22 protein-coding genes and 1 tRNA gene are annotated in these 21,650 nt (G+C 41.9%); 9 read left to right on the top strand and 14 right to left on the bottom strand.

Annotation, left to right across the window (positions count from 1 at the left end):
• Nucleotides 1–42: 42 nt before the first annotated feature.
• The 5 genes from H6G86_RS07225 to H6G86_RS07205 all read right to left on the bottom strand — a co-directional run bounded on the left by H6G86_RS07225 (nucleotide 43) and on the right by H6G86_RS07205 (nucleotide 3,930).
• Nucleotides 43–645, bottom strand: coding sequence for an L-threonylcarbamoyladenylate synthase (locus tag H6G86_RS07225; RefSeq protein WP_190933745.1), 603 nt, complete (start codon nucleotides 643–645; stop codon nucleotides 43–45).
• Between the two features lie 79 nt (nucleotides 646–724).
• Nucleotides 725–1,612, bottom strand: a complete 888-nt coding sequence (gene prmC, locus H6G86_RS07220; RefSeq protein ID WP_190933744.1) for a peptide chain release factor N(5)-glutamine methyltransferase — start codon at nucleotides 1,610–1,612, stop codon at nucleotides 725–727.
• A gap of 25 nt (nucleotides 1,613–1,637) precedes the next feature.
• Nucleotides 1,638–2,447, bottom strand: coding sequence for a Tic22 family protein (locus H6G86_RS07215; RefSeq protein WP_163929244.1), 810 nt, complete (start codon nucleotides 2,445–2,447; stop codon nucleotides 1,638–1,640).
• A gap of 581 nt (nucleotides 2,448–3,028) precedes the next feature.
• A tRNA-Pro gene (locus H6G86_RS07210) sits at nucleotides 3,029–3,102 on the bottom strand.
• A 279-nt stretch (nucleotides 3,103–3,381) separates the two neighbouring features.
• Entirely contained in the window at nucleotides 3,382–3,930 is a 549-nt protein-coding gene (locus H6G86_RS07205; RefSeq protein ID WP_114081160.1) for a GNAT family N-acetyltransferase, read from the bottom strand.
• 506 nt (nucleotides 3,931–4,436) lie between these two features.
• Here H6G86_RS07205 and H6G86_RS07200 point away from each other — a divergent pair.
• Nucleotides 4,437–5,156: a hypothetical protein gene (locus H6G86_RS07200; protein WP_012410214.1), complete on the top strand. Its 720-nt coding sequence runs from the start codon at nucleotides 4,437–4,439 to the stop codon at nucleotides 5,154–5,156.
• A 158-nt stretch (nucleotides 5,157–5,314) separates the two neighbouring features.
• Nucleotides 5,315–6,226, top strand: a complete 912-nt coding sequence (locus tag H6G86_RS07195; RefSeq protein ID WP_190933743.1) for an alpha/beta fold hydrolase — start codon at nucleotides 5,315–5,317, stop codon at nucleotides 6,224–6,226.
• Nucleotides 6,227–6,260: 34 nt separating this feature from the next.
• On the opposite strand, the gene tsaD is transcribed toward H6G86_RS07195, so the two are convergent.
• The gene (gene tsaD, locus H6G86_RS07190) at nucleotides 6,261–7,310 is read right to left on the bottom strand and encodes a tRNA (adenosine(37)-N6)-threonylcarbamoyltransferase complex transferase subunit TsaD (RefSeq protein ID WP_190933742.1); all 1,050 of its coding nucleotides are present in this window, start codon (nucleotides 7,308–7,310) and stop codon (nucleotides 6,261–6,263) included.
• A gap of 267 nt (nucleotides 7,311–7,577) precedes the next feature.
• On the opposite strand from tsaD, the gene H6G86_RS07185 reads away from it, so the two are divergent.
• The 3 genes from H6G86_RS07185 (at nucleotide 7,578) to H6G86_RS07175 (ending at nucleotide 9,056) form a co-directional block, all read left to right on the top strand.
• A complete protein-coding gene (locus H6G86_RS07185) occupies nucleotides 7,578–8,072 on the top strand; it encodes a Photosystem I reaction center subunit III (RefSeq protein WP_114081157.1) in 495 nt (164 codons plus the stop codon).
• 39 nt (nucleotides 8,073–8,111) lie between these two features.
• The gene (psaJ, locus tag H6G86_RS07180; protein ID WP_012410218.1) at nucleotides 8,112–8,261 is read left to right on the top strand and encodes a photosystem I reaction center subunit IX; all 150 of its coding nucleotides are present in this window, start codon (nucleotides 8,112–8,114) and stop codon (nucleotides 8,259–8,261) included.
• 273 nt (nucleotides 8,262–8,534) lie between these two features.
• Nucleotides 8,535–9,056, top strand: coding sequence for a photosystem I reaction center protein subunit XI (locus tag H6G86_RS07175; protein ID WP_190933741.1), 522 nt, complete (start codon nucleotides 8,535–8,537; stop codon nucleotides 9,054–9,056).
• Between the two features lie 94 nt (nucleotides 9,057–9,150).
• Here H6G86_RS07175 and gmk read toward each other — a convergent pair whose 3' ends face one another.
• The 5 genes from gmk to tyrS all read right to left on the bottom strand — a co-directional run bounded on the left by gmk (nucleotide 9,151) and on the right by tyrS (nucleotide 13,601).
• The gene (gmk, locus tag H6G86_RS07170; protein WP_175586660.1) at nucleotides 9,151–9,747 is read right to left on the bottom strand and encodes a guanylate kinase; all 597 of its coding nucleotides are present in this window, start codon (nucleotides 9,745–9,747) and stop codon (nucleotides 9,151–9,153) included.
• A gap of 165 nt (nucleotides 9,748–9,912) precedes the next feature.
• Nucleotides 9,913–10,179, bottom strand: coding sequence for an extracellular matrix/biofilm regulator RemA (remA, locus tag H6G86_RS07165; RefSeq protein WP_012410221.1), 267 nt, complete (start codon nucleotides 10,177–10,179; stop codon nucleotides 9,913–9,915).
• A gap of 765 nt (nucleotides 10,180–10,944) precedes the next feature.
• On the bottom strand, nucleotides 10,945–11,655 hold the full coding sequence (locus tag H6G86_RS07160) for a hypothetical protein (RefSeq protein ID WP_199338180.1): 711 nt from the start codon (nucleotides 11,653–11,655) through the stop codon (nucleotides 10,945–10,947).
• Nucleotides 11,652–12,371, bottom strand: coding sequence for an orotidine-5'-phosphate decarboxylase (pyrF, locus tag H6G86_RS07155; RefSeq protein WP_190933740.1), 720 nt, complete (start codon nucleotides 12,369–12,371; stop codon nucleotides 11,652–11,654). The genes H6G86_RS07160 and pyrF overlap by 4 nt, the downstream gene beginning before the upstream one ends.
• Before the next feature lie 42 nt (nucleotides 12,372–12,413).
• On the bottom strand, nucleotides 12,414–13,601 hold the full coding sequence (tyrS, locus tag H6G86_RS07150) for a tyrosine--tRNA ligase (protein ID WP_190933739.1): 1,188 nt from the start codon (nucleotides 13,599–13,601) through the stop codon (nucleotides 12,414–12,416).
• Nucleotides 13,602–13,774: 173 nt separating this feature from the next.
• Here tyrS and H6G86_RS07145 point away from each other — a divergent pair, with 173 nt between their 5' ends.
• Nucleotides 13,775–15,700 (top strand): transglycosylase domain-containing protein, encoded by a 1,926-nt coding sequence (locus tag H6G86_RS07145; protein ID WP_190933738.1) that lies wholly within the window; start codon nucleotides 13,775–13,777, stop codon nucleotides 15,698–15,700.
• A gap of 71 nt (nucleotides 15,701–15,771) precedes the next feature.
• On the opposite strand, the gene H6G86_RS07140 is transcribed toward H6G86_RS07145, so the two are convergent.
• Together H6G86_RS07140 and H6G86_RS07135 are read right to left on the bottom strand one after the other, a co-directional pair.
• Nucleotides 15,772–16,095, bottom strand: a complete 324-nt coding sequence (locus H6G86_RS07140) for a DUF1825 family protein (protein WP_190933737.1) — start codon at nucleotides 16,093–16,095, stop codon at nucleotides 15,772–15,774.
• Nucleotides 16,096–16,221: 126 nt separating this feature from the next.
• Nucleotides 16,222–17,145 carry a J domain-containing protein gene (locus H6G86_RS07135; RefSeq protein ID WP_190933736.1) on the bottom strand — a complete coding sequence of 308 codons (924 nt, stop codon included), beginning with the start codon at nucleotides 17,143–17,145 and terminating at the stop codon, nucleotides 16,222–16,224.
• Nucleotides 17,146–17,328: 183 nt separating this feature from the next.
• On the opposite strand from H6G86_RS07135, the gene H6G86_RS07130 reads away from it, so the two are divergent.
• Together H6G86_RS07130 and H6G86_RS07125 are read left to right on the top strand one after the other, a co-directional pair.
• Entirely contained in the window at nucleotides 17,329–17,703 is a 375-nt protein-coding gene (locus H6G86_RS07130; protein ID WP_012410228.1) for an NINE protein, read from the top strand.
• Between the two features lie 14 nt (nucleotides 17,704–17,717).
• Nucleotides 17,718–18,251, top strand: coding sequence for a ComEA family DNA-binding protein (locus H6G86_RS07125; protein ID WP_190933735.1), 534 nt, complete (start codon nucleotides 17,718–17,720; stop codon nucleotides 18,249–18,251).
• 127 nt (nucleotides 18,252–18,378) lie between these two features.
• On the opposite strand, the gene lepB is transcribed toward H6G86_RS07125, so the two are convergent.
• Nucleotides 18,379–18,951, bottom strand: coding sequence for a signal peptidase I (gene lepB, locus H6G86_RS07120; protein WP_190933734.1), 573 nt, complete (start codon nucleotides 18,949–18,951; stop codon nucleotides 18,379–18,381).
• Nucleotides 18,952–20,652: 1,701 nt separating this feature from the next.
• Here lepB and H6G86_RS07115 point away from each other — a divergent pair.
• Nucleotides 20,653–21,570, top strand: a complete 918-nt coding sequence (locus H6G86_RS07115; RefSeq protein ID WP_190933733.1) for a polysaccharide deacetylase family protein — start codon at nucleotides 20,653–20,655, stop codon at nucleotides 21,568–21,570.
• The last annotated feature ends 80 nt before the right edge of the window (nucleotides 21,571–21,650 follow it).

The raw sequence follows: 21,650 nt of genomic DNA, 5'->3' as shown, positions 1-21,650 counted from the left end.
CTGTTGTGAAAATCAGGAAAACAACATTATAACGACCTATATCTATTTATCACTCGAAATATCTAACTTTATCGCACCTTGTCGTAAAATCTGCCAATTTATGCCTGTCCATTTAGCAACGGTGGAAGGTATACCCATTGCTGCTGTTTCACCCTGAGATTCTGTCGTTGTTAAAGTCAAAACCTGGGGAAACTGGGTCTCAATTTCTGCCATCGTTTGCAAAGGTGGCTGACCGGAAAAATTAGCGCTAGTGGTAGCAAGCGGGCCTGTTTGCGCCAAAATAGTTCGAGCGATCGCACTGTTCGGGACTCGAATGCCAATTGTCGTTGGATCGATAGGGTTCATAACTTTTGGCAATCGTTCACTTGCTGGCAAAACTAATGTCAGCCCTCCAGGCCAATGTTTCTCAACTAGTTCTTGCCAAACTTTATACTCGTTTTCACTACCTTTAACATAGAGCCACAAATCTTCAGCACTAGCAGCCATCAAAATCAAAGGTTTGTCTTGACTGCGTTGCTTCGCCGTAAAAATTAACCCAGCTTTTTCTGGTATCGCTGCAAGTGCAGGAACAGTATCAGTAGGAAAGCTTACCAAAAGACCAGCCCGTGCACCAGCTATTAGATTTGTTAAAGAAACTTGTGTCATTTTTATGGGTACAGGTATAGAGTATGGAGCATTTTCCCTATGCGCTATGCCCCATGCTCCATACCCCATACCCTATTTCCTAACTTTTGTAGGCAAGGGCAAAGCGTTCAATTCCAGCTAAATCAGCGTGAATTTGAATCTTACAATAGCTACCTTGATTTTGCAAAAGTTCTCGTACTGCATCCGCCTGTCCTGCCATCATCTCAATTAACCATACACCGCCAGATTGTAAATAACTGGGAGAAATTTCTATCAAATGGCGAATGCAATCTAAGCCATCACCCCCACCATCCAAAGCTAGATGTGGTTCATGGTTAACTACTTCTGGTTGCAGTGTAGGTAAGGTGCTGGTGGGTATGTAAGGAGGATTCGACACCATACCACTAAACTGACCTTTGAGAAATGCTAGTGGCTCCCACCAAGAACCTTGATAAAATTTAATCCGGTCAGCAAAACCCAAATTAGCAGCGTTGGTTCTGGCGATCGCTAGAGCTTCTAAACTGTAATCAACTGCATGAATTGTTGCTGTTGGCAAGACATCTGCTAATCCTATGGCGATCGCTCCACTTCCACTACCTAAATCTGCCCAATGTCCTGATACACCGCTTGCTGCTAAAGCTAAATCAATTAAGCTCTCTGTCTCTGGTCTGGGAATCAAAACGGCACTTGACACCGCGATTTGAAAGTTACGCCAAGGTGTCACTCCGGCAATATACTGCACTGGTAAGCGATCATTTAATCGCCTCTGCCATAGCTGGTCTAACTTTTCTAGAGGTAATTGCAGCTGAATTTGCGGCCAGTTTTTAAAGGATTCCAAACGCAGTGCCAAGCGGTCTAACCCAGCAACTTCTAAGAGTAGCCAATCTACCTCCATTGTTGGCACATCAGTGGCGATCGCTGCTTCAAGGGCTGTATTTCGCCACTGCCAAAGTTGTAAACCAGAAACTATCAGATGCTTCTCCCCCATGCCTCAACCTTGGAGTACATAACCGTTATTTTTTCGGAGCGGGCGCAGCAGCTGGCGATTGATTCGGCGCAAGTGAGCGAATAAAATTGATGGACTCCCGTGATGGATACAGAACAATTTTATTGATACTAGGATCGGTGCTGCTATTAAGAGCCTCCATAACACCGTACAAATCCACTACCTGAATTTCAGTGTTCTCTGCTTCCTTGGGTACGGCTTTTTTGAATTGGTCTAATAGAGCCACTGCTTGCTCTTTTTCAAAGAAAAATGGGATGAATCGCTCGTTGCCTTTTGCCAGGGGAATGGTCAAATAGCTATTATCTTTCTTAAATTTGGGTACAAATAAGGGAATCCCATTGAATTGCTCCCCTTTTTTACCATTTTGATTCAGCATACTTGTTGCTGAAGCTACCTGTGCTTGCGTCGGGACTAAAGTATAAATTACAGAGTCTGATTTCTTTTTGCTTTCTTGGACTATTTTATAGTAGTCTGCCAGGGATAAAGGTCTCACCTGTAAAGTGCTGGCCAATTGGGGATTTTCTTTTTTGAGCCGATTATCAAGGAATTTTTGAGCATCTTGCTTGCTAATAAAAAATCCTACTTGTGAGATCGGCTTGGACGCGTTGTTTTTCCTCGAAAGAACTACGAATTCGCCTTTAGGATTAGTCAGGGTGAATACAGGTACTTCTTGGAGCTTTTTCACTATCTGATCTTGTGGCAACGCTACCGCCTCTAGATTGCCTATTCCCGGTAGATTGCCTATTCCTGAAAGTCCCGCTAAAAATACACTGCCAGCTATACCCAATGTTGCGCCTAAGCGAATAAATGATTTCATGACTGCTCCTCGCATCAATAATCTAATTAAATTAAACAAATGGTTGGATTTGCACAGCACCAACTAGCTTTAGTTATATAGCAATCTATTTCAGTTGGGAAAAATTCATTGTGCGCGTTGAGGTTTAGTGTTAAGCATCAACGGTCAAAATCCAATATTCCCCAGCTATTGAGGGTTGCTATAATCGGTTTCACAAATCGACAGTACTAAAGTTGTGTTCTTCTCGATTTCGCTTTGCTATTCACCACGAAATGCTGTAGATGCCTAGTATATGTCTTCTCAAACGGTGAAAAGTCTCTTAGTCTCTCGACCTTAGATATGATAAATGCCATTCTATCGGCTTTCTCTAAGATCGGGTGACGCTATTACTTAATCAATCGTTCCATCGTGTTTGCTTTAATATCTTCTCAAATCGATACAAAGTCCAGTATCAGCAATATCTTACTGCTTCAGGGTGAAATTTGCTTGTTAGGCTTCAACATTTAACCCAACACTATAACAGGCAAATTGCTATTATCCGTAAAAATGTACAATTTAATTGCATCGCCTAGCAAGTAAACTTTTAAATAATATCACTTAAATCGGGATGACAGGATTTGAACCTGCGGCATCCTGCTCCCAAAGCAGGCGCGCTACCAAGCTGCGCTACATCCCGGTTATACTCATCTACTTTTGGAAGTTTGGTTTTAGTTTCCCATTAAAGCGATCGCGCTTTACCAAAAGCATTAAGGTCACTATATCACATCATACGGCTTATGCCTAATCTTTTTTCCTTTACCAAAAACAAGATAGATTAGATTTTTACACCGATAAAGGTTTTTTGCCGACTTAGTTCTACAAGATATATACTTGCGCCCTTGTCGGCTGAACCTTTCAAAACTACATCAAAATAATAGATTTTCTTATGCAAATCGGGTTTTATTTTGATTGAGCGCTAGTGAGGATACCAGAACATGCCTTTAATGCCTTCTGGATCAGCCATAAACCCCATAGTCCGGTAGAAATCTACAACATGGGGATCTGCAAAGAGAGTGACATTACTAATTTCTTCACTTCTCAGTTTTTTGAGAACGTATTTCATCAGTGCTTTACCCAGTCCTTGACTTTGAAAGTCTGGGTGAACCACGACATCCCAAATAGTGGCATTAAACGCGTGATCTGAGGTAGCGCGGGCAAAACCAATGAGCCGCTTTTGGTTTCCTCTCACCTGCCACATTGAGGCGACAAGAAAACTATGCTCAATAGCTTTTTTCACTTTTCTTAGAGGACGACGCGACCAACCAACTGCATCACAGAGTTCTTCTAGCTCATACAGGTCAATATCTCGCTCCGTACTGAAGACGATGCGAGTTTCCTTTGAAGAAGCTTCGCTAATGCTGCTGGGGTTGGAGTTGCCCGCAGCATCCACACGTTCTTCAAAAGGGTTTGTCCTAGTTGTCGCTACAGATTCAGGAGTACTAAACCAAGTTTTCCAAAAACCCATGCCAACGTGGTTCGGGTAGTATAACTAAATTGGTTTCCACTCTCAGGAGTGTTGATTCACGTTTAATATAGCTACCTCCATTTGCTACCCCTTACACTCAAAATTTTTCGGTTGTTTTCGGGATTTGCAATGGTAACAGCTATTTAGAGCGTGTTTCACACCAATCATTTTCAACTTTAGCATTTTGTTGTAAAGGCTAGGAGAAATTCCCCAAAAGTAAGGATATAAACTAATTCAAAATTCAAAATCACTTCCTATTCACTCATCCTCTTGTTGGCTAAAGGAATTGGACACCGAAGTTATGATGGTCAGAAGTCTCTGCTTAGAATCAAAATTTAATATGGAAAACCAAATCCTGATAATTGCTCGTATAGAGCTTAAATGCAGGTTAGCTTAGGAGTGAATTGTATACAAGAGATTGAGTATTTGGGAAAATTCTTCCCTAGTCCCCAACATCCAGCCCCTAGTCCCCAGGTGATGAAAGCAAGCGAGTCTTACCCTTAACAATGGCTTCTGGTTTAAAATCTTCAACACTGGAACTTCTAAAGCGCTTTAACCGAGCGTTTCCCCAGTTTTATGAGCAATTCGTCAGCAGTGAGATTCAACTGCAAAATTTGCGCCTAGCCTACCGTCTGTATAAAACTAGACGCGCTGTGATTGAACTGAAACCGGAAGGTAGTAAAAGTGCTTTGCATTTTGCTTACCGTAACCAGTCTTTTCTCCTCAGCGATATTTTTGGTGTACTAGCAGCTTATGGGTTGACTATTCACGGTCTGAGCCTATACGGTCAGATTCGTCCGCCAATGTTAGTTTTTATCAAATTGTTGGTATCTCGTGGTAGTAAAGCCTTGACCGAGAAAACCGCAGAAAATGTCTGTCGTGCCATCCGAGAGGCTTTAGGAGGTCGGTTTGAGGTAGAAGAGATGCTGGCTGTAGAATTTAATCTTGATACTGGCTTAGAGCAGGTACAAACTGAGTTCTATGTCGATCCGGTCTTTCATCTCCCTGCCTTGGTGATTGAAGCCGATAATCAACCAGGATTATTCTACAAAGTGATGTACGCCATCTGGCAGGAAGACCTGCTGGTAGTCAATGCCAATTTATTGGTTTGGCGTGGACGTACACGGCTAATTCTCTACTTATTGGGGCCAAATGAAAGCCTTATTCCTGAATATCTCGGTCACAAAATTGCCGAAGGAGTGCGACAGAGGTTGCTGGGGAAATGAGAAAATTGAGGAGTTATGAGTTAAATAATTCGTAATTCATAATTTGTAATTAAAAATTAACAATTCCTAACTCTTAACTCCTGTAAAGACGAGATTAATCACGTCTCTCTTCCTATTCCGTATTTAGTCGCACCCGCCCTTCGGGGTACGATATAAACATGGCAACTATCGAAATCTTGGGCGTTCCACACGCATACGAGCTAACGGCTCCCACTTCCTGCCCCCACGCTTTAGTATTTATCCACGGTTGGCTCAATAGCCGTGGATATTGGCAACCTGTGATTTCCCGCCTATCAGATGATTTGCAGTGCCTTTCCTATGATTTGCGGGGTTTTGGTGAATCCCAGTCCCTGGTACAAACCGATTTTAGTCGGGCACAAGCGTCTCTAAGTCTGATGCCCATCTCGAATAGTGCGGTTGGTTCACCAATCGATTCTCTTTATACTCCTGTTGCTTATGCTCAGGATTTAGCCATTCTCCTAAAACAGCTGAATATTACTAGTGCTTGGCTAATTGGTCACTCCTTGGGAGGTACGATCGCGCTTTGGGGAGCAGATCAAATACCTGAGTGCGTTAAGGGAGTTATCTGTATCAATGCTGGCGGTGGTATTTACCTGAAAGAAGCCTTTGAGCAGTTTCGCTCGGCAGGTCAGAAATTTTTGCAAGTCCGCCCGCGTTGGCTCTCCCAAGTGCCTTTGATTGATTTGCTGTTTACGAGAGCCAGTGTAGTGCGTCCTTTAGACCGCCATTGGGCACGTCAGAGGCTGATTGATTTCGTTGTGGCTGACCCAGAAGCAGCGTTAGGAACTCTGTTAGATTCCACAACGGAGGAAGAAATCAATCGTTTACCTGAGCTAGTATCCCAACTGAAGCAGCCAGTTTATTTTTTGGCTGGTGCTGAGGATAAGGTTATGGAACCCAAGTATGTACGCCATTTAGCTAGCTTTCACAGATTGTTCCAATACTGTGGTGACAATGTTTTGGAAATTCCTAATTGCGGACACCTAGCTATGTTGGAACAGCCGGATGAAGTGGCTGATCGCATTCGGTCGATAGTCATTAGTCATTAGTCATTGGTCATTGGTGGTTACTAAGGACAAATAACTACTCAACAGGGTGATATAACTTCATCACTTGGGTCAGCGCTAACCTAGATTCAACGCCTAATGTAAGAGGCGACGTATGACCATGAGATAGATGATCGGCGGCGGCACAGCCGATCATAGCGGCATTATCGGTACAGAATTTCAGAGGTGGGAATAGGACACGGAGGTTATGTTTAATGGCGGCAGCTTGGAGGTTTTTTCTCAACCCACTATTAGCTGCTACACCGCCGCCAATGGCAATTGTGTCTAAACCATAGTCTAGGGCACAGGCGATCGCTCTTTTGGTTAGCGATCGCGCTACAGTTTCCTGAAAGCTAGCTGCTACATCTGCCACTGGCACTTGTCCACCATCTTTCTCTAATTGCTGCACTAAACGCAATACAGCCGTTTTTAACCCACTAAAACTCGCATCATAACGATGAAACCCGCCGCCAGGTAAAGAAACTTTTCCTTCTGGAAGAGCAAAGGCTTGGGGATTTCCTTGTTGTGCCAACTTGTCAATTACTGGCCCACCGGGATAACCTAGCTTTAATAATCGCGCCACTTTATCAAAGGCTTCACCCGCAGCATCATCACGAGTTTGCCCCAGTGTTTCGTAATTACCACAATCTTTGACGAAAATCAAGCTTGTATGTCCGCCAGAAACTAATAAACTCAAGAAAGGGGGATTTAGACTTGATTCGCTCAAGTAAGTTGCATAAATGTGACCTTCGAGGTGATGAACTCCCAAAAATGGCTTGTTGTGTACCATTGCTAGGGTTTTGGCAGCAGTTAACCCCACCAAGAGCGCTCCTACGAGTCCAGGGGCGCAAGTGGCGGCAATTGCGTCAATTTGTCCCCAGTCTAGCTGGGCTTGCTCTAGGGCTTGTGCGATCGCAATATTTATCGTTTCCAAGTGCTGGCGAGATGCGACTTCTGGCACTACCCCGCCATACTGCTGATGGACTGGAATTTGCGAGGCGACAATACTGCTACAAACTTTACGATTGTTAACAATTGCGACGGCAGTTTCATCACAACTGGTTTCTATAGCTAAAACGGTTGTCATTTAAAGTAATGAGTGCTGAGTCTGGAGTCCAGAGTAATCAAGAGAAAATCTTGCTTCTTTACTACCCTACAACAACAATTCTTCTACTCAGCACTCAAGACTTCACACTCTATTTTGGTTGAGAAGCTTTAACTTTTATTTACTTAAACTTTACTCGGTTCCCACCCAAGAGTATGATGACTTCCTAGTTATGCAAATAAACAGCTGTACAAGCCGCTTCGTTTTGTACAAAGAACTTCTTGTTTTGTAATAAAAGGAAACAACTCTATGCGACGATTGTTTGCTTTGATGTTAGCGATTTGTCTTTGGTTCAATTTTGCCTCCCCAGCACAAGCTTTAGGGGCTAATTTGACACCGTGCAAGGACAATCCCGCTTTTCAAGAGCTAGCAGCTAATGCCCGTAATACCACCGCCGATCCCCAATCAGGGAAAAAACGGTTTGAGCGTTATTCTCAGGCGCTGTGCGGTCCTGAAGGCTATCCTCACTTAATTGTTGATGGTCGTCTAGATCGGGCTGGTGACTTTTTGATCCCCAGCATTCTGTTTCTATATATTGCTGGTTGGATTGGCTGGGTAGGTCGTACTTATCTGCAAGCAATCAAAAAGGAATCTGATACTGAACTCAAAGAAATCCAAATCGATCTTGGTTTGGCACTCCCTATAATTGCGTCAGGCTTTACTTGGCCTGTAGCAGCACTGCAAGAGTTTCTCTCTGGAAAATTAGCAGCCAAAGATTCAGAAATCACTGTTTCCCCACGCTAAATCAGCTTAACTAATTCATTCGTTTTGGAGAATAAATTCATGGCAGACAAAGGCGATCAATCATCATATTTGATTAAGTTTATTTCCACAGCACCTGTGGCAGCTACCATCTGGCTGACAATCACAGCAGGTATCTTGATTGAATTCAACCGCTTTTTCCCCGACTTACTTTTCCACCCACTGCCATAGGTAGAAAATGGAATTTAGCACAGTTGAATTTCTTGTGTTTTTCCTAAAATTATGTAGTTGATGTATTCAGCTTAGTTAAGCAGAATTATCACCAAAATAGGCAGCACAAAGAGTTTTTTGAAACTCGCGATCCTGTTTACAGATCGCGAGTTTCACACTTTTAAAATTAGCTAAATTAATTTTTCTAAACTTCTTAGCCAAAAGACATCTTTAGCTACAATTATTATTAATATAAAAATGCCACCATTTTAAATTTAGAGGCGAACATAAAATATGGCACAAGCTGTAGACGCATCAAAAAATCTCCCCAGCGATCCCAGAAATCGGGAAGTTGTTTTCCCTGCATTTCGCGATCCCCAACTGGGAAACCTAGAAACTCCGGTTAATGCTTCTCCCTTGAGCAAGTGGTTCATTAATAACTTACCTGCCTATCGCCCAGGTCTGTCTCCTGCTAGACGCGGTTTAGAAGTTGGCATGGCTCATGGTTACTTGCTATTTGGCCCCTTCGCAAAATTGGGCCCACTGCGGGATACAGCTAATGCTAATTTGGCTGGGTTACTGGGAGCCATCGGCTTGGTGGTTTTGCTCACCGCTTGTCTATCCTTGTATGCTAATAGCAATCCACCCAAAGCACTTCCTAGCGTTACCGTACCTAATCCCCCGGTAGATGCTTTTAACTCTAAAGAAAGCTGGAACAACTTTGCCAGTTCTTTCTTAATTGGTGGTATTGGTGGTGCAGTAGTTGCTTACTTTTTGACTAGCAATCTAGGGCTAATTCAAGGTCTATTTGGTTAATTTAGAAATGAAGAGTTAGGAGTTAGGAGTTGGGAGTGTAAAATTCATAACTTCTAACTCCCGTACAGACGCGATTAATCGCGTCTCTCCAAACTTATTTAAACAAAACCGTTTCAATGTCATTTAAAGCAGTTTCAAAATCGTCATTAACGATTTGAATATCAAATTCATCTGCGGCCTGAATTTCTTCTTGGGCGCGGAGTAAACGACGCGCGATCGCTTCTTCAGAGTCTTGGGCGCGAGAGCGTATCCGTTTCTCCAGTTCATCAAAAGAAGGCGGTAAGATAAAAATGCTCAGGGCACTGGGGAAGGAAGCACGAATTTGTCTTGCGCCTTCTAACTCAATTTCCAGCACTACCAACTTGCCAGATTGAATTTGGTTAAGTACAGCTTCACGGGGAGTGCCGTAATAGTTACCAGCAAATTCTGCCCATTCTAAAAACTCACCTTCAGCCACTAATTGTTCAAATTTACTAAGGCTGACAAAGTAATAATTTTTGCCATCGATTTCTCCTGGACGGGCAGAACGAGTCGTTGCGGATACGGAAAAATAAAGTTCTGGATGACGTTGTAGGAGCGATCGCATTAAAGTGCCTTTACCAACCCCACTAGGGCCAGTCAAAACAATCAATCTGCCTAAATGTAAGCATTCTTCTGTGGTAGCACTACTCTGTATGGGTAAAACTGGCATTATCCCCTCAACCTGTGAATCAATCAATAGATATTATTCATTAGTCTTGTGTTCCCGGCCAAGTCCACTAGTGACTAAGGAATTTGTAGCAAGGGTGACAGAAAACTTATCTAATTCACATCGTACTGCTGATACGGTACAAAGAGGAGTAGGAATAATCTAGTGTTAATTATCTACAGTTTGATGATCGCGGGAAATTACAAAGCGATTCGCTACCGTTTCCGGCTGAATTGCTGACAGAATTACGTGGCTGGAATCGGTGATAATTACAGCCCTAGTCCGACGACCGTAAGTTGCATCAATCAGTTGACCTCTGTCCCGCGCATCGGTAATAATCCGCTTAATCGGGGCAGACTCTGGACTGACAATTGCAACTACTCGGTTAGCAGACACAATGTTACCAAAGCCGATGTTGATTAATTGAATCTCCATAAAAAAAACTCACGCCAAAGGCGGTTTGAGAAGCTCGAAATAAACCTATTTCTATGTTATCGCCAAAAAACGGGAGTTACAACGCATAAATTCAAGCCAGCCTTTGTTTTTAAATAATGTCTGCTTTTTTTCGCTGTTTATTGGCTAAACTTGCTGAAAATCTTCCCAAAGGCATAGGCGCAATTACACTGATACAAGCTAGTTGGATGATGTACATTTATTTTGTTTGAAACAAGTATCTAGCTCGGAAATTAATGAGAGCAAAATCGACTGTTTGCAGAAATAGGGAAAAGGGAAAAGGGTAATAAAAATCTCTTTCTCCCTCTTGCAAAAGCTACTTTTAGTGCTTTTCGTTTGTATGCAATAAACTCTGTTCCCTCTGCGAGAAGGCTACAGTGTACATACAAGTAATACCGCAGCCATACCTTGTAAATCTCGTACTGCGTTTTCATCCCCACAGGGGTAGAAGTCGCGAAGCCAACCAACGCACTGGTTTCTCTGCGTTAGCCTGGGGGAAGCCGCTACGCGTCTAGATTATTTCGTTATCCCCTAACTTGTGCGTAAGTCCTATAAATCAATACGGTTCAGTTAAGGCTAAAACTCTTTATCAAAGTCAAATTTTTTAACGAACCGCAGAGGCACAGAGGGAACACAGAGAAGAAAAAAATGCCTAACTGAACCGTATTGTCCTATAAATGATCAGATCAATTCATTCCACTTGAGTGGACTTTGGCTATCAGCTCATAACTTCAGTTCTGGGCGGGATTATTTTCCACCATTCACAGCACGCATCCGTCGGACACTTCCAGCTTGGCAATCGCGTAACCAAGTATTCACCGCTTGGGCAACAGTGCCATTACTACTATCGCGTGGCGGGGATAATAGCTGCTGTGCTGAATTGGAACCAGTTTGAGAAAACATCATCACTAAATGCCAACCAGTTGAAGTTTTAGTCAACAACAGCCAGTGGAATTCCTGCAATTCGATCGCTTTCTTTCCTATGTACTGGCGCTCCAAGGTAGTAAAGAAAACTTGCTCAACTCCTGATGCAGAGCTTTTAGATGCATCTGCACTATATTCTTCAAGGTTAAGGGGCAGAGGAGTAAACTCAGGTCTTCCTGCCACTAACATATAACTGTAAATATCGCTACTTCTGCTGAGGCGACGGGCGCGTTGACTGGCGCGATTAGTATAACTAGGTAAATCTTGGAGTAGCTCTATAGTTAATGTTTCTAAATTTTGCTCAGAACAGAAAGATTTCGCCCCGTCGTTGATCTTTTCTCTTTCTGCTAGCGCCGAGGAGTTAGGGGTAAGGCTTTTCGAGAACGCTGGGTAAGTAAAGCTATTTGATACTAAAATCCAAAAGCCACAAGCTACAAGCCAACTATAATTTTTCTTCTTGAGTGAAGAGGCAAGATTTTTCTCCCCTACACCCTGCACTCTGTCTCCCAGTTTCTCACTGACTCTTAGCTTCATGCCACCGTGGTTAACTCCTCAGAAATCCTCTTCCAGGCTAACTCTGGCTCAGTAGCAGTAGTAATGGGACGGCCAATTACTAAATAATCTGCACCAGCTTTCATAGCTTGTGCTGGAGTGAGCGATCGCTTTTGATCGCCAATATCAGCCCAAGTTGGTCTAACGCCCGGACAAACTAGCAAAAAGCGATCTCCACAAGTCTCTCGTAGCTGTGCCACCTCTTGAGGCGAACAAACTACCCCATCCAAACCACATTCTTGAGCCAGTAGGGCCATTTCTAGGGCATATTCTGGCAATTCCAGAGGTATTTTTAAATCAAATGCCAACTGCCTAGCCGAAATGCTCGTCAGCAGGGTAATAGCAATTAACTTTGGCGGTTGTACACCCGCTTGGGCTGCCCCTTCGTGTGCCGCTTCAATTGCAGCTTTCAGGGCATCTCTACCAGCAGTAGCATGAATTGTCAGCAAATCGACTCCGTATCTAGCTGCACTCCGGCAAGCACCAGCAACGGTGTTGGGGATATCATCAAACTTTAAATCTAAGAAAATGCGCTTTTCCTTAGACTTTAGGACTTCCAGAATTTTGGGGCCAGTGCTGGTAAACAACTCTAAGCCGACTTTCCAAAAACCGACTTGCGGGAGTTGATCTATAAGAGCGATCGCAGCTTGCTCATCTGGTACATCCAAAGCGACAATAATTTTTTCTTCTGCATTCATACGTGGTTTCTTGCTAACGACTTCCCAGTCTCTAGTTCCCATTTAAGGTACTAGGCGTACAAACTTATTTTTCCCAACTTGTAAAACCTTACCTTGTAACTGGGCAGAATCGTCAAAAGTAGTATCAACATCGGTAATGCGATCGCCATCTAAGCGCACTCCACCTTCTTGAATTTTCCGCTTACCTTCCCCTGTACTTTTGCATAAGCCAGTGACATTGAGAATATAGGCTAATTTAGCGGGATGCGATATCTCAGTTAGAGAAAATTCGGGAACTGCACCTTCTTTTCCGCCACTTTGGGCTGCTTCTTTGGCTTCTTTGGCGGCTGTTTCGCCGTGGTACTGTTTGACGACTTCCCATGCCAGGAGTGTTTGGCGATCGCGGGGATTTTCTGGCAGATTATCCAAAGGTAAATCCGTCAGCAGTTCAAAATATTGTGACAGCAGATTATCTGGAACCCCTTGCAACTTCTGATATTTTTGACCCGGATGTTCTGACAACCCAATATAATTACCTAGAGATTTGGACATTTTTTGCACCCCATCTGTACCAATCAAAATTGGCAGCAGCATCCCAAACTGGGGCTTTTGACCAAAATGGCGCTGCAAATCTCTGCCCACAGCGATGTTAAATTTCTGATCAGTCCCTCCTAATTCCACATCTGCTTCCACGGCAACGGAATCGAAACCTTGCATTAATGGGTATAGGAACTCATGGATAAAAATCGGATTCTCTTTTCTATAGCGATCGGCAAATCCTTCCTTAGCCAACATCTGCCCCACCGTCATTGTGGAAAGTAACTCCAAAATTTTCTCTAAGTTGAGCTTAGAGAGCCATTCGGAGTTATAGCGCACCTCTAACCTTCCTGGTGTGTCAAAATCCAAGATAGGACGTACTTGGTCAAGATAAGTCTGGGCATTTTGGGCGACATCTGCTTCTGTAAGCTGGCGGCGCACCTCAGATTTACCAGTCGGATCGCCAATGCGTGCTGTAAAATCGCCAATAATTAGAACTGCTATATGGCCTGCATCTTGAAACGCTCGCAGTTTTCGTACTGGTATGCTATGACCTAAATGAATATCAGTACCAGTCGGGTCAATCCCCAACTTGATCCTTAAAGGTTTGTTTGTAGTTGCCAAAAGCTTTTCTAGACTTTCACTGTTAACATCTACTGGTTGTGGAAAAACTTCTACAACACCACGACGCAGCCAAGCAAAATCTTGCGTCATACTAGAAAATCCACTGTTAGCTATGTTTTGCCCACTAGAAGTTAAGTTGGTTATAAACACTTGCAATTTATCCACTTTCTCATCTGCCAAACTACTATAATTGCAAAAAATTAACCGCCTTGCTTCATCCAATCAATTACAGTTAAATTTATAAGTGAGGAAGTGAAATCGCCGTGTCGTCTTCTAGGACTTTTGAAGATAAACAGCCACAACGTCGGGCTTCATCAGGTTTTGAGTTTTTGAAAGGAGTTGGTCAGGTAACTGGGGGTACTCTGCTCTCAATTACCATGTTGGCAAGTTCCATTGTAGCCGGAGGACTGGTTGGTTTAGCCATTAGTTTCCGTAATTTGCCAGATGTAAGACAGCTACGTAACTTCTTTCCCTCAGAAACAACTTACATCTATGACGTTAAGGGTAAACTTTTAACGAGTATCCACGGGGAAGCTAACCGGGAAGTCGTACCCCTGGATAGAATTTCTCCGAACTTAAAACGGGCGGTATTAGCAAGTGAAGATAGTCACTTCTACGATCACCACGGTATTAACCCCACTGGTGTTGGCCGCGCTATAGTAGTTAACGCTGTAGCAGGTGGAGTCAAAGAGGGTGGCTCTACTGTTACTATGCAATTGGTCAAAAACCTGTTTTTGTCTCAAAAGCGTGCCTTTACCCGCAAGTTGGCGGAGGCCGTGCTGGCAATTAGGTTAGAGCAAATTCTCACCAAAGACCAAATTTTAGAAATGTACCTCAATCAAGTTTATTGGGGTCATAACAATTATGGTGTACAAACGGCAGCCCGCAGTTACTTTAATAAGTCATCAGAATATTTAAGCTTGGGTGAGTCAGCAATGATGGCGGGTTTGATCCAAGCACCAGAAGAATTCAGCCCCTTTGTGAGCATGAAGCTGGCAAAACAGAAACAAAAAGAAGTGCTGGGGCGGATGCTGGAATTAAACTGGATCAACCAGTCTGAGTATGACGATGCCCTCAAGCAGGAAATAAAACTTGGTAGAATCAAATCTTTTCAAGGTAGTGCCCTACCTTATGTAACCAACACCGTAGCGCAGGAATTGGCTAAGAAGTTCGGGCGTGAGACACTACTCAAGGGTGGGATGCGCGTCCAAACTACAGTTGATGCCAAGTTCCAAATCATGGCAGAGGAAACTGTCGTTAAGTGGCATAAAACACTTTTAGATCAAGGATTATCTAAGAACCAAATGGCTCTGGTGTCTATCGATCCGCGCACGCATTTTATCAAAGCACTAGTGGGCGGTATAGATCCTAAGACCAGTGAATTCAATCGTGCGACTCAATCTCAACGTCAGCCTGGATCGTCCTTTAAACCCTTTGTATACTATACTGCTTTTGCTACTGGGAAATATGCACCAGACTCAACGGTGGTAGATTCCCCAGTCAGTTATCGAGATGGTAACGGTTGGTACTTTCCCAGAAATTATGATGGTGGTTTTAGCGGAGCTATGCCAATCCGTAGAGCTTTAGCCCAGTCACGTAACATTCCTGTAATCAAGATTGGTAAGGCTGTGGGGATGAATCGAGTGATCGAAACTTGTCGTACCTTGGGTATTATGAGTCCGATGGAACCTGTTACTTCCTTGCCTCTTGGTGCAATTGGCGTTACACCTCTGGAAATGGCTAGTGCTTATGCAACTTTTGCTAATTATGGTTGGCAGTCACCACCAACTGTAATTGCCCGTGTCACTGATAGTAGTGGTAACGTATTGCTAGACAACACTCCCAAGCCTCAGCTAGTTCTCGATCCTTGGGCATCGGCAGCAATTATTGATGTGATGCGATCGGTAATTTCTGAAGGTACTGGTAAAGGTGCTGCTATCGGTCGTCCAGCTGCGGGTAAGACCGGAACAACATCATCCGAAAAAGATATTTGGTTTGTTGGTACTGTGCCACAGTTAACAACTGCGGTTTGGGTAGGCAGAGACGACAACAGACAACTAGCTGACCATGCAACAGGTGGTGTTATGGTTGCTCCCATCTGGAAAGACTTTATGGAGAAGGCACTTAAGAACACACCAGTAGAAAACTTCAAGCCACCTTCCCAGTTTTCTCGCCCCAAGTCACAATAACTTTGGATTTTAGATTTTAGATTTTGGATTTTGAATTTTGGATTGGCAATTAATCCAAAATCTAAAATTAACTAAGCCTGTTTTTCTAGCTCGGATTTCATCCGTTCTAAAGTCAGGTGCATTTGGTCAAACATTTGTTGCGGGGTGACACCGAATTGACCTAATTGCGTTTTCAGCTGTTCTACGGTCATTTGTGCCATAAAATCTTCTGATAGCTCGAAGCGCTTCATAAAGATGCGATACCGATCCATCATGGCTTCCATTTGCTCAATAAACAGCTTTTTGCCATCTCGGTCAAATTTGCCGTAGTTGTTACCAAGCTTGATTAGCGCTTGATAATCTTCAAACAGTTGTTTTGCTTCTTGCTGAACTATCTCAGAATCGAAGAATCCCATATTGCTTATATTAAACTGAGCGCCCAGACTCAGTAGCTTAATAGTTTTACTTCTATTTATTATTTTAGTCTAGGTGAGTAATCTAGTGACGAAGCTTCGGTTTTAGTACGGTTTGTTACCGAAATTTCAACACTTGACTTGAGAACCTTTTCGCTGTGTAAACCGACTTAATAAAGCCGCAATACTCATAGCTTTAGCCATTGATTTAGGATTGGTGTTTTCACCCAGTTGAATTTTCAGTTCGGGAGCGTATTTTAAGGCTAGTGAATTTTTTGGGTTAAGTTTTAATGCTTGACAGATGTAAACCCTAGCCATCCCCATAAATTTTTGTTTGAGATGCACCAAACCTAATAAGGCATAATAGTCGCTGTTATTCGGCTCTAATTTTATGGCATCGCGCAGTTCTTGAACAGCTATAGTCCATTTTCCTAGCCTGACATACTCAATAGCTCGCTGGTAGTGACGTTGAGAGTAGTTTGTCAAAACTGGTTTGACATCAGTTGATGTCAATTCAACTGGGTTAACTTTTACTTCAGAGATTATGGGAACAGTTTTTTGTGGTAAGAAGAGGTCTGGTTTATGCAACCGTAGGTATACTAAATTCAGTATAGTAATTTGTTGCGTCACCTGATAAAACTGATCTAGTGATTTGTATTGAGCTTCTGCATAACAGGCGATCGCTTCTTCATAAAACAATTCTGCTTCGGGTGTAGACATTTTCATAATTTCCTGAGCTATGGCACTTTGAGAAGACAAAGGCTTCTGCTCTAAAACTCTTGCATCCGATCGCAGCATAGCGATCGCAATCAAGCGCTTCTGTCGATGCTTCAGTTGTTGATAAGCTGGGTTGATTAAATGGCTAAATATTGCCGTTGCTAATTTTTGGTCTGGATTGGAGTTTTTGGCATGGCGATCGGGATGTAGCAGCTTCGCTAAAGTGTGATAGCGTTTGAAAATCTGGCGATCGTCAGCAATTACAGAAATTCCTAGCACAGCGTAAGGATCACAAAGCTTTTCAACCCATCCTGGCGGTAGCAAGGTCTGTGACATAGTAGTAATAAAGCTGTTAAAAACTTAAAATTAGCATCAAAGCTCAATGCACAGTCATGTGAAACTTACTCAAATTTCTTCAAATACTAAATTGTGTGGGAACTTTCGAAAGTCTGGAGAGCAAGCCAGGGTAGTTGACTGTTTGATTGTAGGAACTGTGGTATTGGTAGATTTATTAGAAATATGTTGACTAAGCGCAAAAGTCGAAGCGTTGCTGCTGTTTTAGCTTTTTCTGGCACGCTGACAATTTCAGGATTACATAAATTCTATCTGGGACAGCCTCTGTGGGGTGTTTTGTATGTATTACTTTCCTGGACACCTATCCCCAAGGTAGCTAGTGCCATTGAGGGAGTTTGGTATTTAGCTCAAGACGAAGAAGCTTTTGATCGTAATTTTAATCTAGGCAAGTCAGCGACAAGAAATTCACAAAAGGTAAGTAATCAGGTAGGAGCGATGGCTGACGCAATGCGAGAATTAGATGCTTTGCGTCAGGATGGACTGATTTCAGAGTATGAGTTTGAGCAAAAGCGCCGCCAATTGCTAGACCAGATTTCTTGAGGTAAGCGAGAATCATGAATAACTGGCTACCTTTGAATCCCAGGCTGCAAAAACTCCGCGCCAAGCTCCTCAACGATCCCTACTATCGCTTACAATCTGGGGAAGAAATTCAGCTAGCGGCCAAATTAGGTATTCGCATTGATGCCAATCAAGCCACTGTAGACGATTGGTTACGCCTACCAGGTTTGTCAATTCACCAAGCGCGATCGCTTGTAGAACTTTCGCATTCTGGTGTTAAATTTTACTGTATTGAAGACATCGCTGCGGCTTTGGCTATACCAGCGCCGCGTCTGGAGCCATTAAAGCCTCTGCTGAATTTTATTTACTATGACCACGAATCTTTAGAAAGTGCTACACATTTAGTCAATCCGAATACAGCAACAGTCGAAAAGTTAGCACAAATTCCATTTATAGATTTATCTTTAGCGCAAGCAGTGGTTCAAAATCGGCAATCCTCCGGGTCTTACCGTAACCTAGCTGATTTCCAACGACGGCTGGAGTTACCTGGTGATGCGATCGCGCAACTGATGTACTATTTAAGGTTTTAAGTTAGAAGTTATTTTAAAACTTCTAACTCTGCTAATTTTAGATTTTGATTCGAACCTTTGGTGCGCTTACAGCGCAACTTGGATTGAAAGAAAAATCTAAAATCCAAAATCCAAAATCCAAAATTGATTAAATGAATCCAATGCGATCGAGAGGCCAAAAACGAAATGTTGCCCGACCAATGACGTTTTCTCTGGGTAAAAAGCCCCAATAGCGAGAGTCATTACTATCATTGCGGTTATCTCCCATGACAAAAAATTCGTCTTCTGGGACTTTCACTGCTTGATATGGCTGATTTGGTGGTTCAGCAATGTAGTCTTCTGTTACGGGTTGACCGTTGAGATATACTTTGCCAGAATCAACACTAATTACCTCACCAGGCTGGCCAATAACCCGCTTGATGAAAGCTTGGTCTTTAGGATATCCCCGACGTTGTAGTTCTGCGGGTGGCTGAAAAACAATAATATCCCCAGTTATAGGAGGGTGAAAATGGTAGGATATTTTTTCAACTACCAAGCGATCGCCAGTATGTAAGGTTGGCAGCATCGAATCCGAAGGTATATAGCGGGGTTCGGCGATAAAAGTTCTGATCAGAAATGCTAAACATAATGCGATCGCAATTAAAATCAGATTTTCTTGCCAACTACGCAATACTTTTGACGACGCACGTTCTTCTTTTGCATCACTTTCGTGAGGAATCATAAAAATTTGTAGCCAGTTTCAGAAGTGGGACAAATACCTTGATTATTTTGACTCAAAAGGTATACTAGTAAACAATCTAGGTTCTGCATAAACCCATACATATATTAAACAATACAGTTATTACGTCTACCAAACATAAGTAAAAGTACTGTAAATAAACGATTACCTCTTTAAGGGAATATAAGCTAATGATTAAGATTCCTCAATAATTTAAGAATCCTAATTCTAATTGCTGCAATTATAATATAAGGCAAGTTATTAGATAATTTTCAGTTTTACTGCGTTCTCCTAAAAAAGCTAGTTACCGATTGATAAAGCAATACATACAGTCGGTTTTTATTTGAGAAGAAAATTGGTCGTTAAGTAGCAAAACTGCTTACGACATATATAACAGTATCTGCTTCACTTCACAAAAAAAAGCCGAGGTCAGTCTTGGTAGTTGAGTTAAAATCAAATATATTTGATATGTATTATTAAATCATATTACATAAAATCAACTACTATTACAATGTAATTTTAAACACAGAATTACAGCCCTAACAATTGATAGCAGTAAAAAATATTACGTTTAAATGTAGAATTCAATAGTATAAATGTTATGTAGAACCCATATTTGATTTTTGAAAAAACTCAGTACAACTGACAAAGCCTTCTTTTCTATTGACTATTGTCTACCTAGGCACTTAGATTCAGAAATCTCAGAAATCGAAGCGAATTCCTAATATTATGATGATTTTAACAACTTAGCTTATATACACGCGAATTTTTCCGTAATTACACGGTGACAGTACATATTAAAGTGTACTATTAATAAGATATAAATCTCCATCATTATCGAGAAAAACATTAACCGACAAAAGTCATTAGCAATTTAATTTAAAGTATCAGCATTAAAAATAGAATTAAACTGCCGATAAAATTATTTTTGCTAAATTGGTCAAAAGTATCTAGATTAACGAATAACTGCCCCTTGGCAATGAGAAACTATATTGAATCAATTTTCGTCTGGTCTATTTCCTAGAAAGTACAAGGTAATATTCTGTCAGTTGAAAATTTAACTTTTTCTTAAAAAAGAAGCAATAGCAGCAGGCAGTAGAATATATCTTATCAACAATAGAACTAACAGTTTGCTAGACTCATTTTTGAAAGATACTCCGCCCTTTGTAAGTAGTTTTGTATGTTAATCACATAATTCACTAAGTTGTATAATTTACAACTTTAGTGTCACAGTGTCTGAAGATAACAACTTCAGTCCGCGAAAACTACAAATTGAATACGCGACAGTCTAGCTCATCTTATTTGTGAAGCTATAAAACTTGAAATGATAATGCTGCCTTCGCTGTGAAGTGAAAGACAGAAACTAATTCAGAACTCCTGTTAAGAGGATTTTGGGGTGTGGCTAATTATCTAATTGTACTCCTTCTTAGAGCTAGAGGTAAGAATGTGGAAATGCAGACCTTGCCTTTTATGAATGGGTTGACATTACACGGTACCAAGTATTGTGTAAGCATTGATTCTCATTGAAATCTCAAGTATGTAGGTTCAGTTAAAGCCATATAGTCTATTGTGAATCTTCGTTAGCCCAAATTCCAATTTTCAGAATTACCAGTAACTAACTGGTATTTAAGATATCTAAAAAAATGTACTATGACGTACCGTCATAACCGTGGTTGATGGTTCGATCTTTGAAGGAGCTATGAGGTGGAAAACAATAAGTCGTTTCTGTGGCCAGAAGGAATATTAATTGCACTGCTTGCTTTAGGTGGTGTTTTTAGCCTTGCTTTCATGATGCTTCTGAGGCCAAATGCCTCAGAGGCTCAGAGTAGACAAAATCAAAATATCGATGTCAAAGATGTGGCTGCAAATGTAGGAACTCAGCAGCGTATTGAAAAATTAAAGGCGGCCATGTTTACAAGTTGGCAGCAAGAAGCCCAAACAAAAGGGCTATCCTACGCTGTGCCATCACGTTTTCAAGGGGCAATAATTGAAGAGGCAAAACTAACTCAGGGTGAAAAAGTGATTGCTCTCACCTTTGATGATGGCCCTTGGCCTGACACTACAGAGCAAGTGCTAGATATTCTGAAATCAAATAATATCAAAGGAACGTTTTTTGTTGTTGGGCAGAACCTAAAAAATTATCCAGAAATAGGAAAGAAAATTGTAACTGAAGGTCATGTCATTGCTAACCATACTTGGCATCACTGGTATCACTTTTTTAATCAACAAGCAGCAGCTTTTGAAATTGATCGCACAACAGACCTAATTTATCAAATCACAGGCGCTAAAACAAATCTCTTCCGACCGCCTGGTGGGAATCTGCACAATGGATTGTCTGCTTATGCTAGAGGACAGAAGTATGCTGTGATCATGTGGTCGGCTGACTCAACAGACTACAAATTACCGACTGTACCAAAGTTGATAAATAACGTAATTAAAGATTCGAAACCTGGTGGTATTGTGCTAATGCATGATGGTGGTGGGAACCGTTCTCGAACTGTACAAGCCTTACCAGAAATTATTAGCAACTTTAGAAAGCAAGGCTATCGCTTTGTGACTATTCCAGAACTTTTAGAAATAGAAGATACAGGTCAAAAGTTGCTTGCAAATAAAAAGCAATAATTATGGTTAATTGGTCAATAATAATTGGCTAAAAACTAAAATTATATTTTTTGTTTAAAATACATTATTTTTGAATCACT

Source organism: Nostoc sp. FACHB-133 (assembly GCF_014698055.1).
Classification (GTDB): Bacteria; Cyanobacteriota; Cyanobacteriia; order Cyanobacteriales; family Nostocaceae; genus Nostoc.
This window is presented reverse-complemented; position numbering and strand designations above follow the sequence as displayed.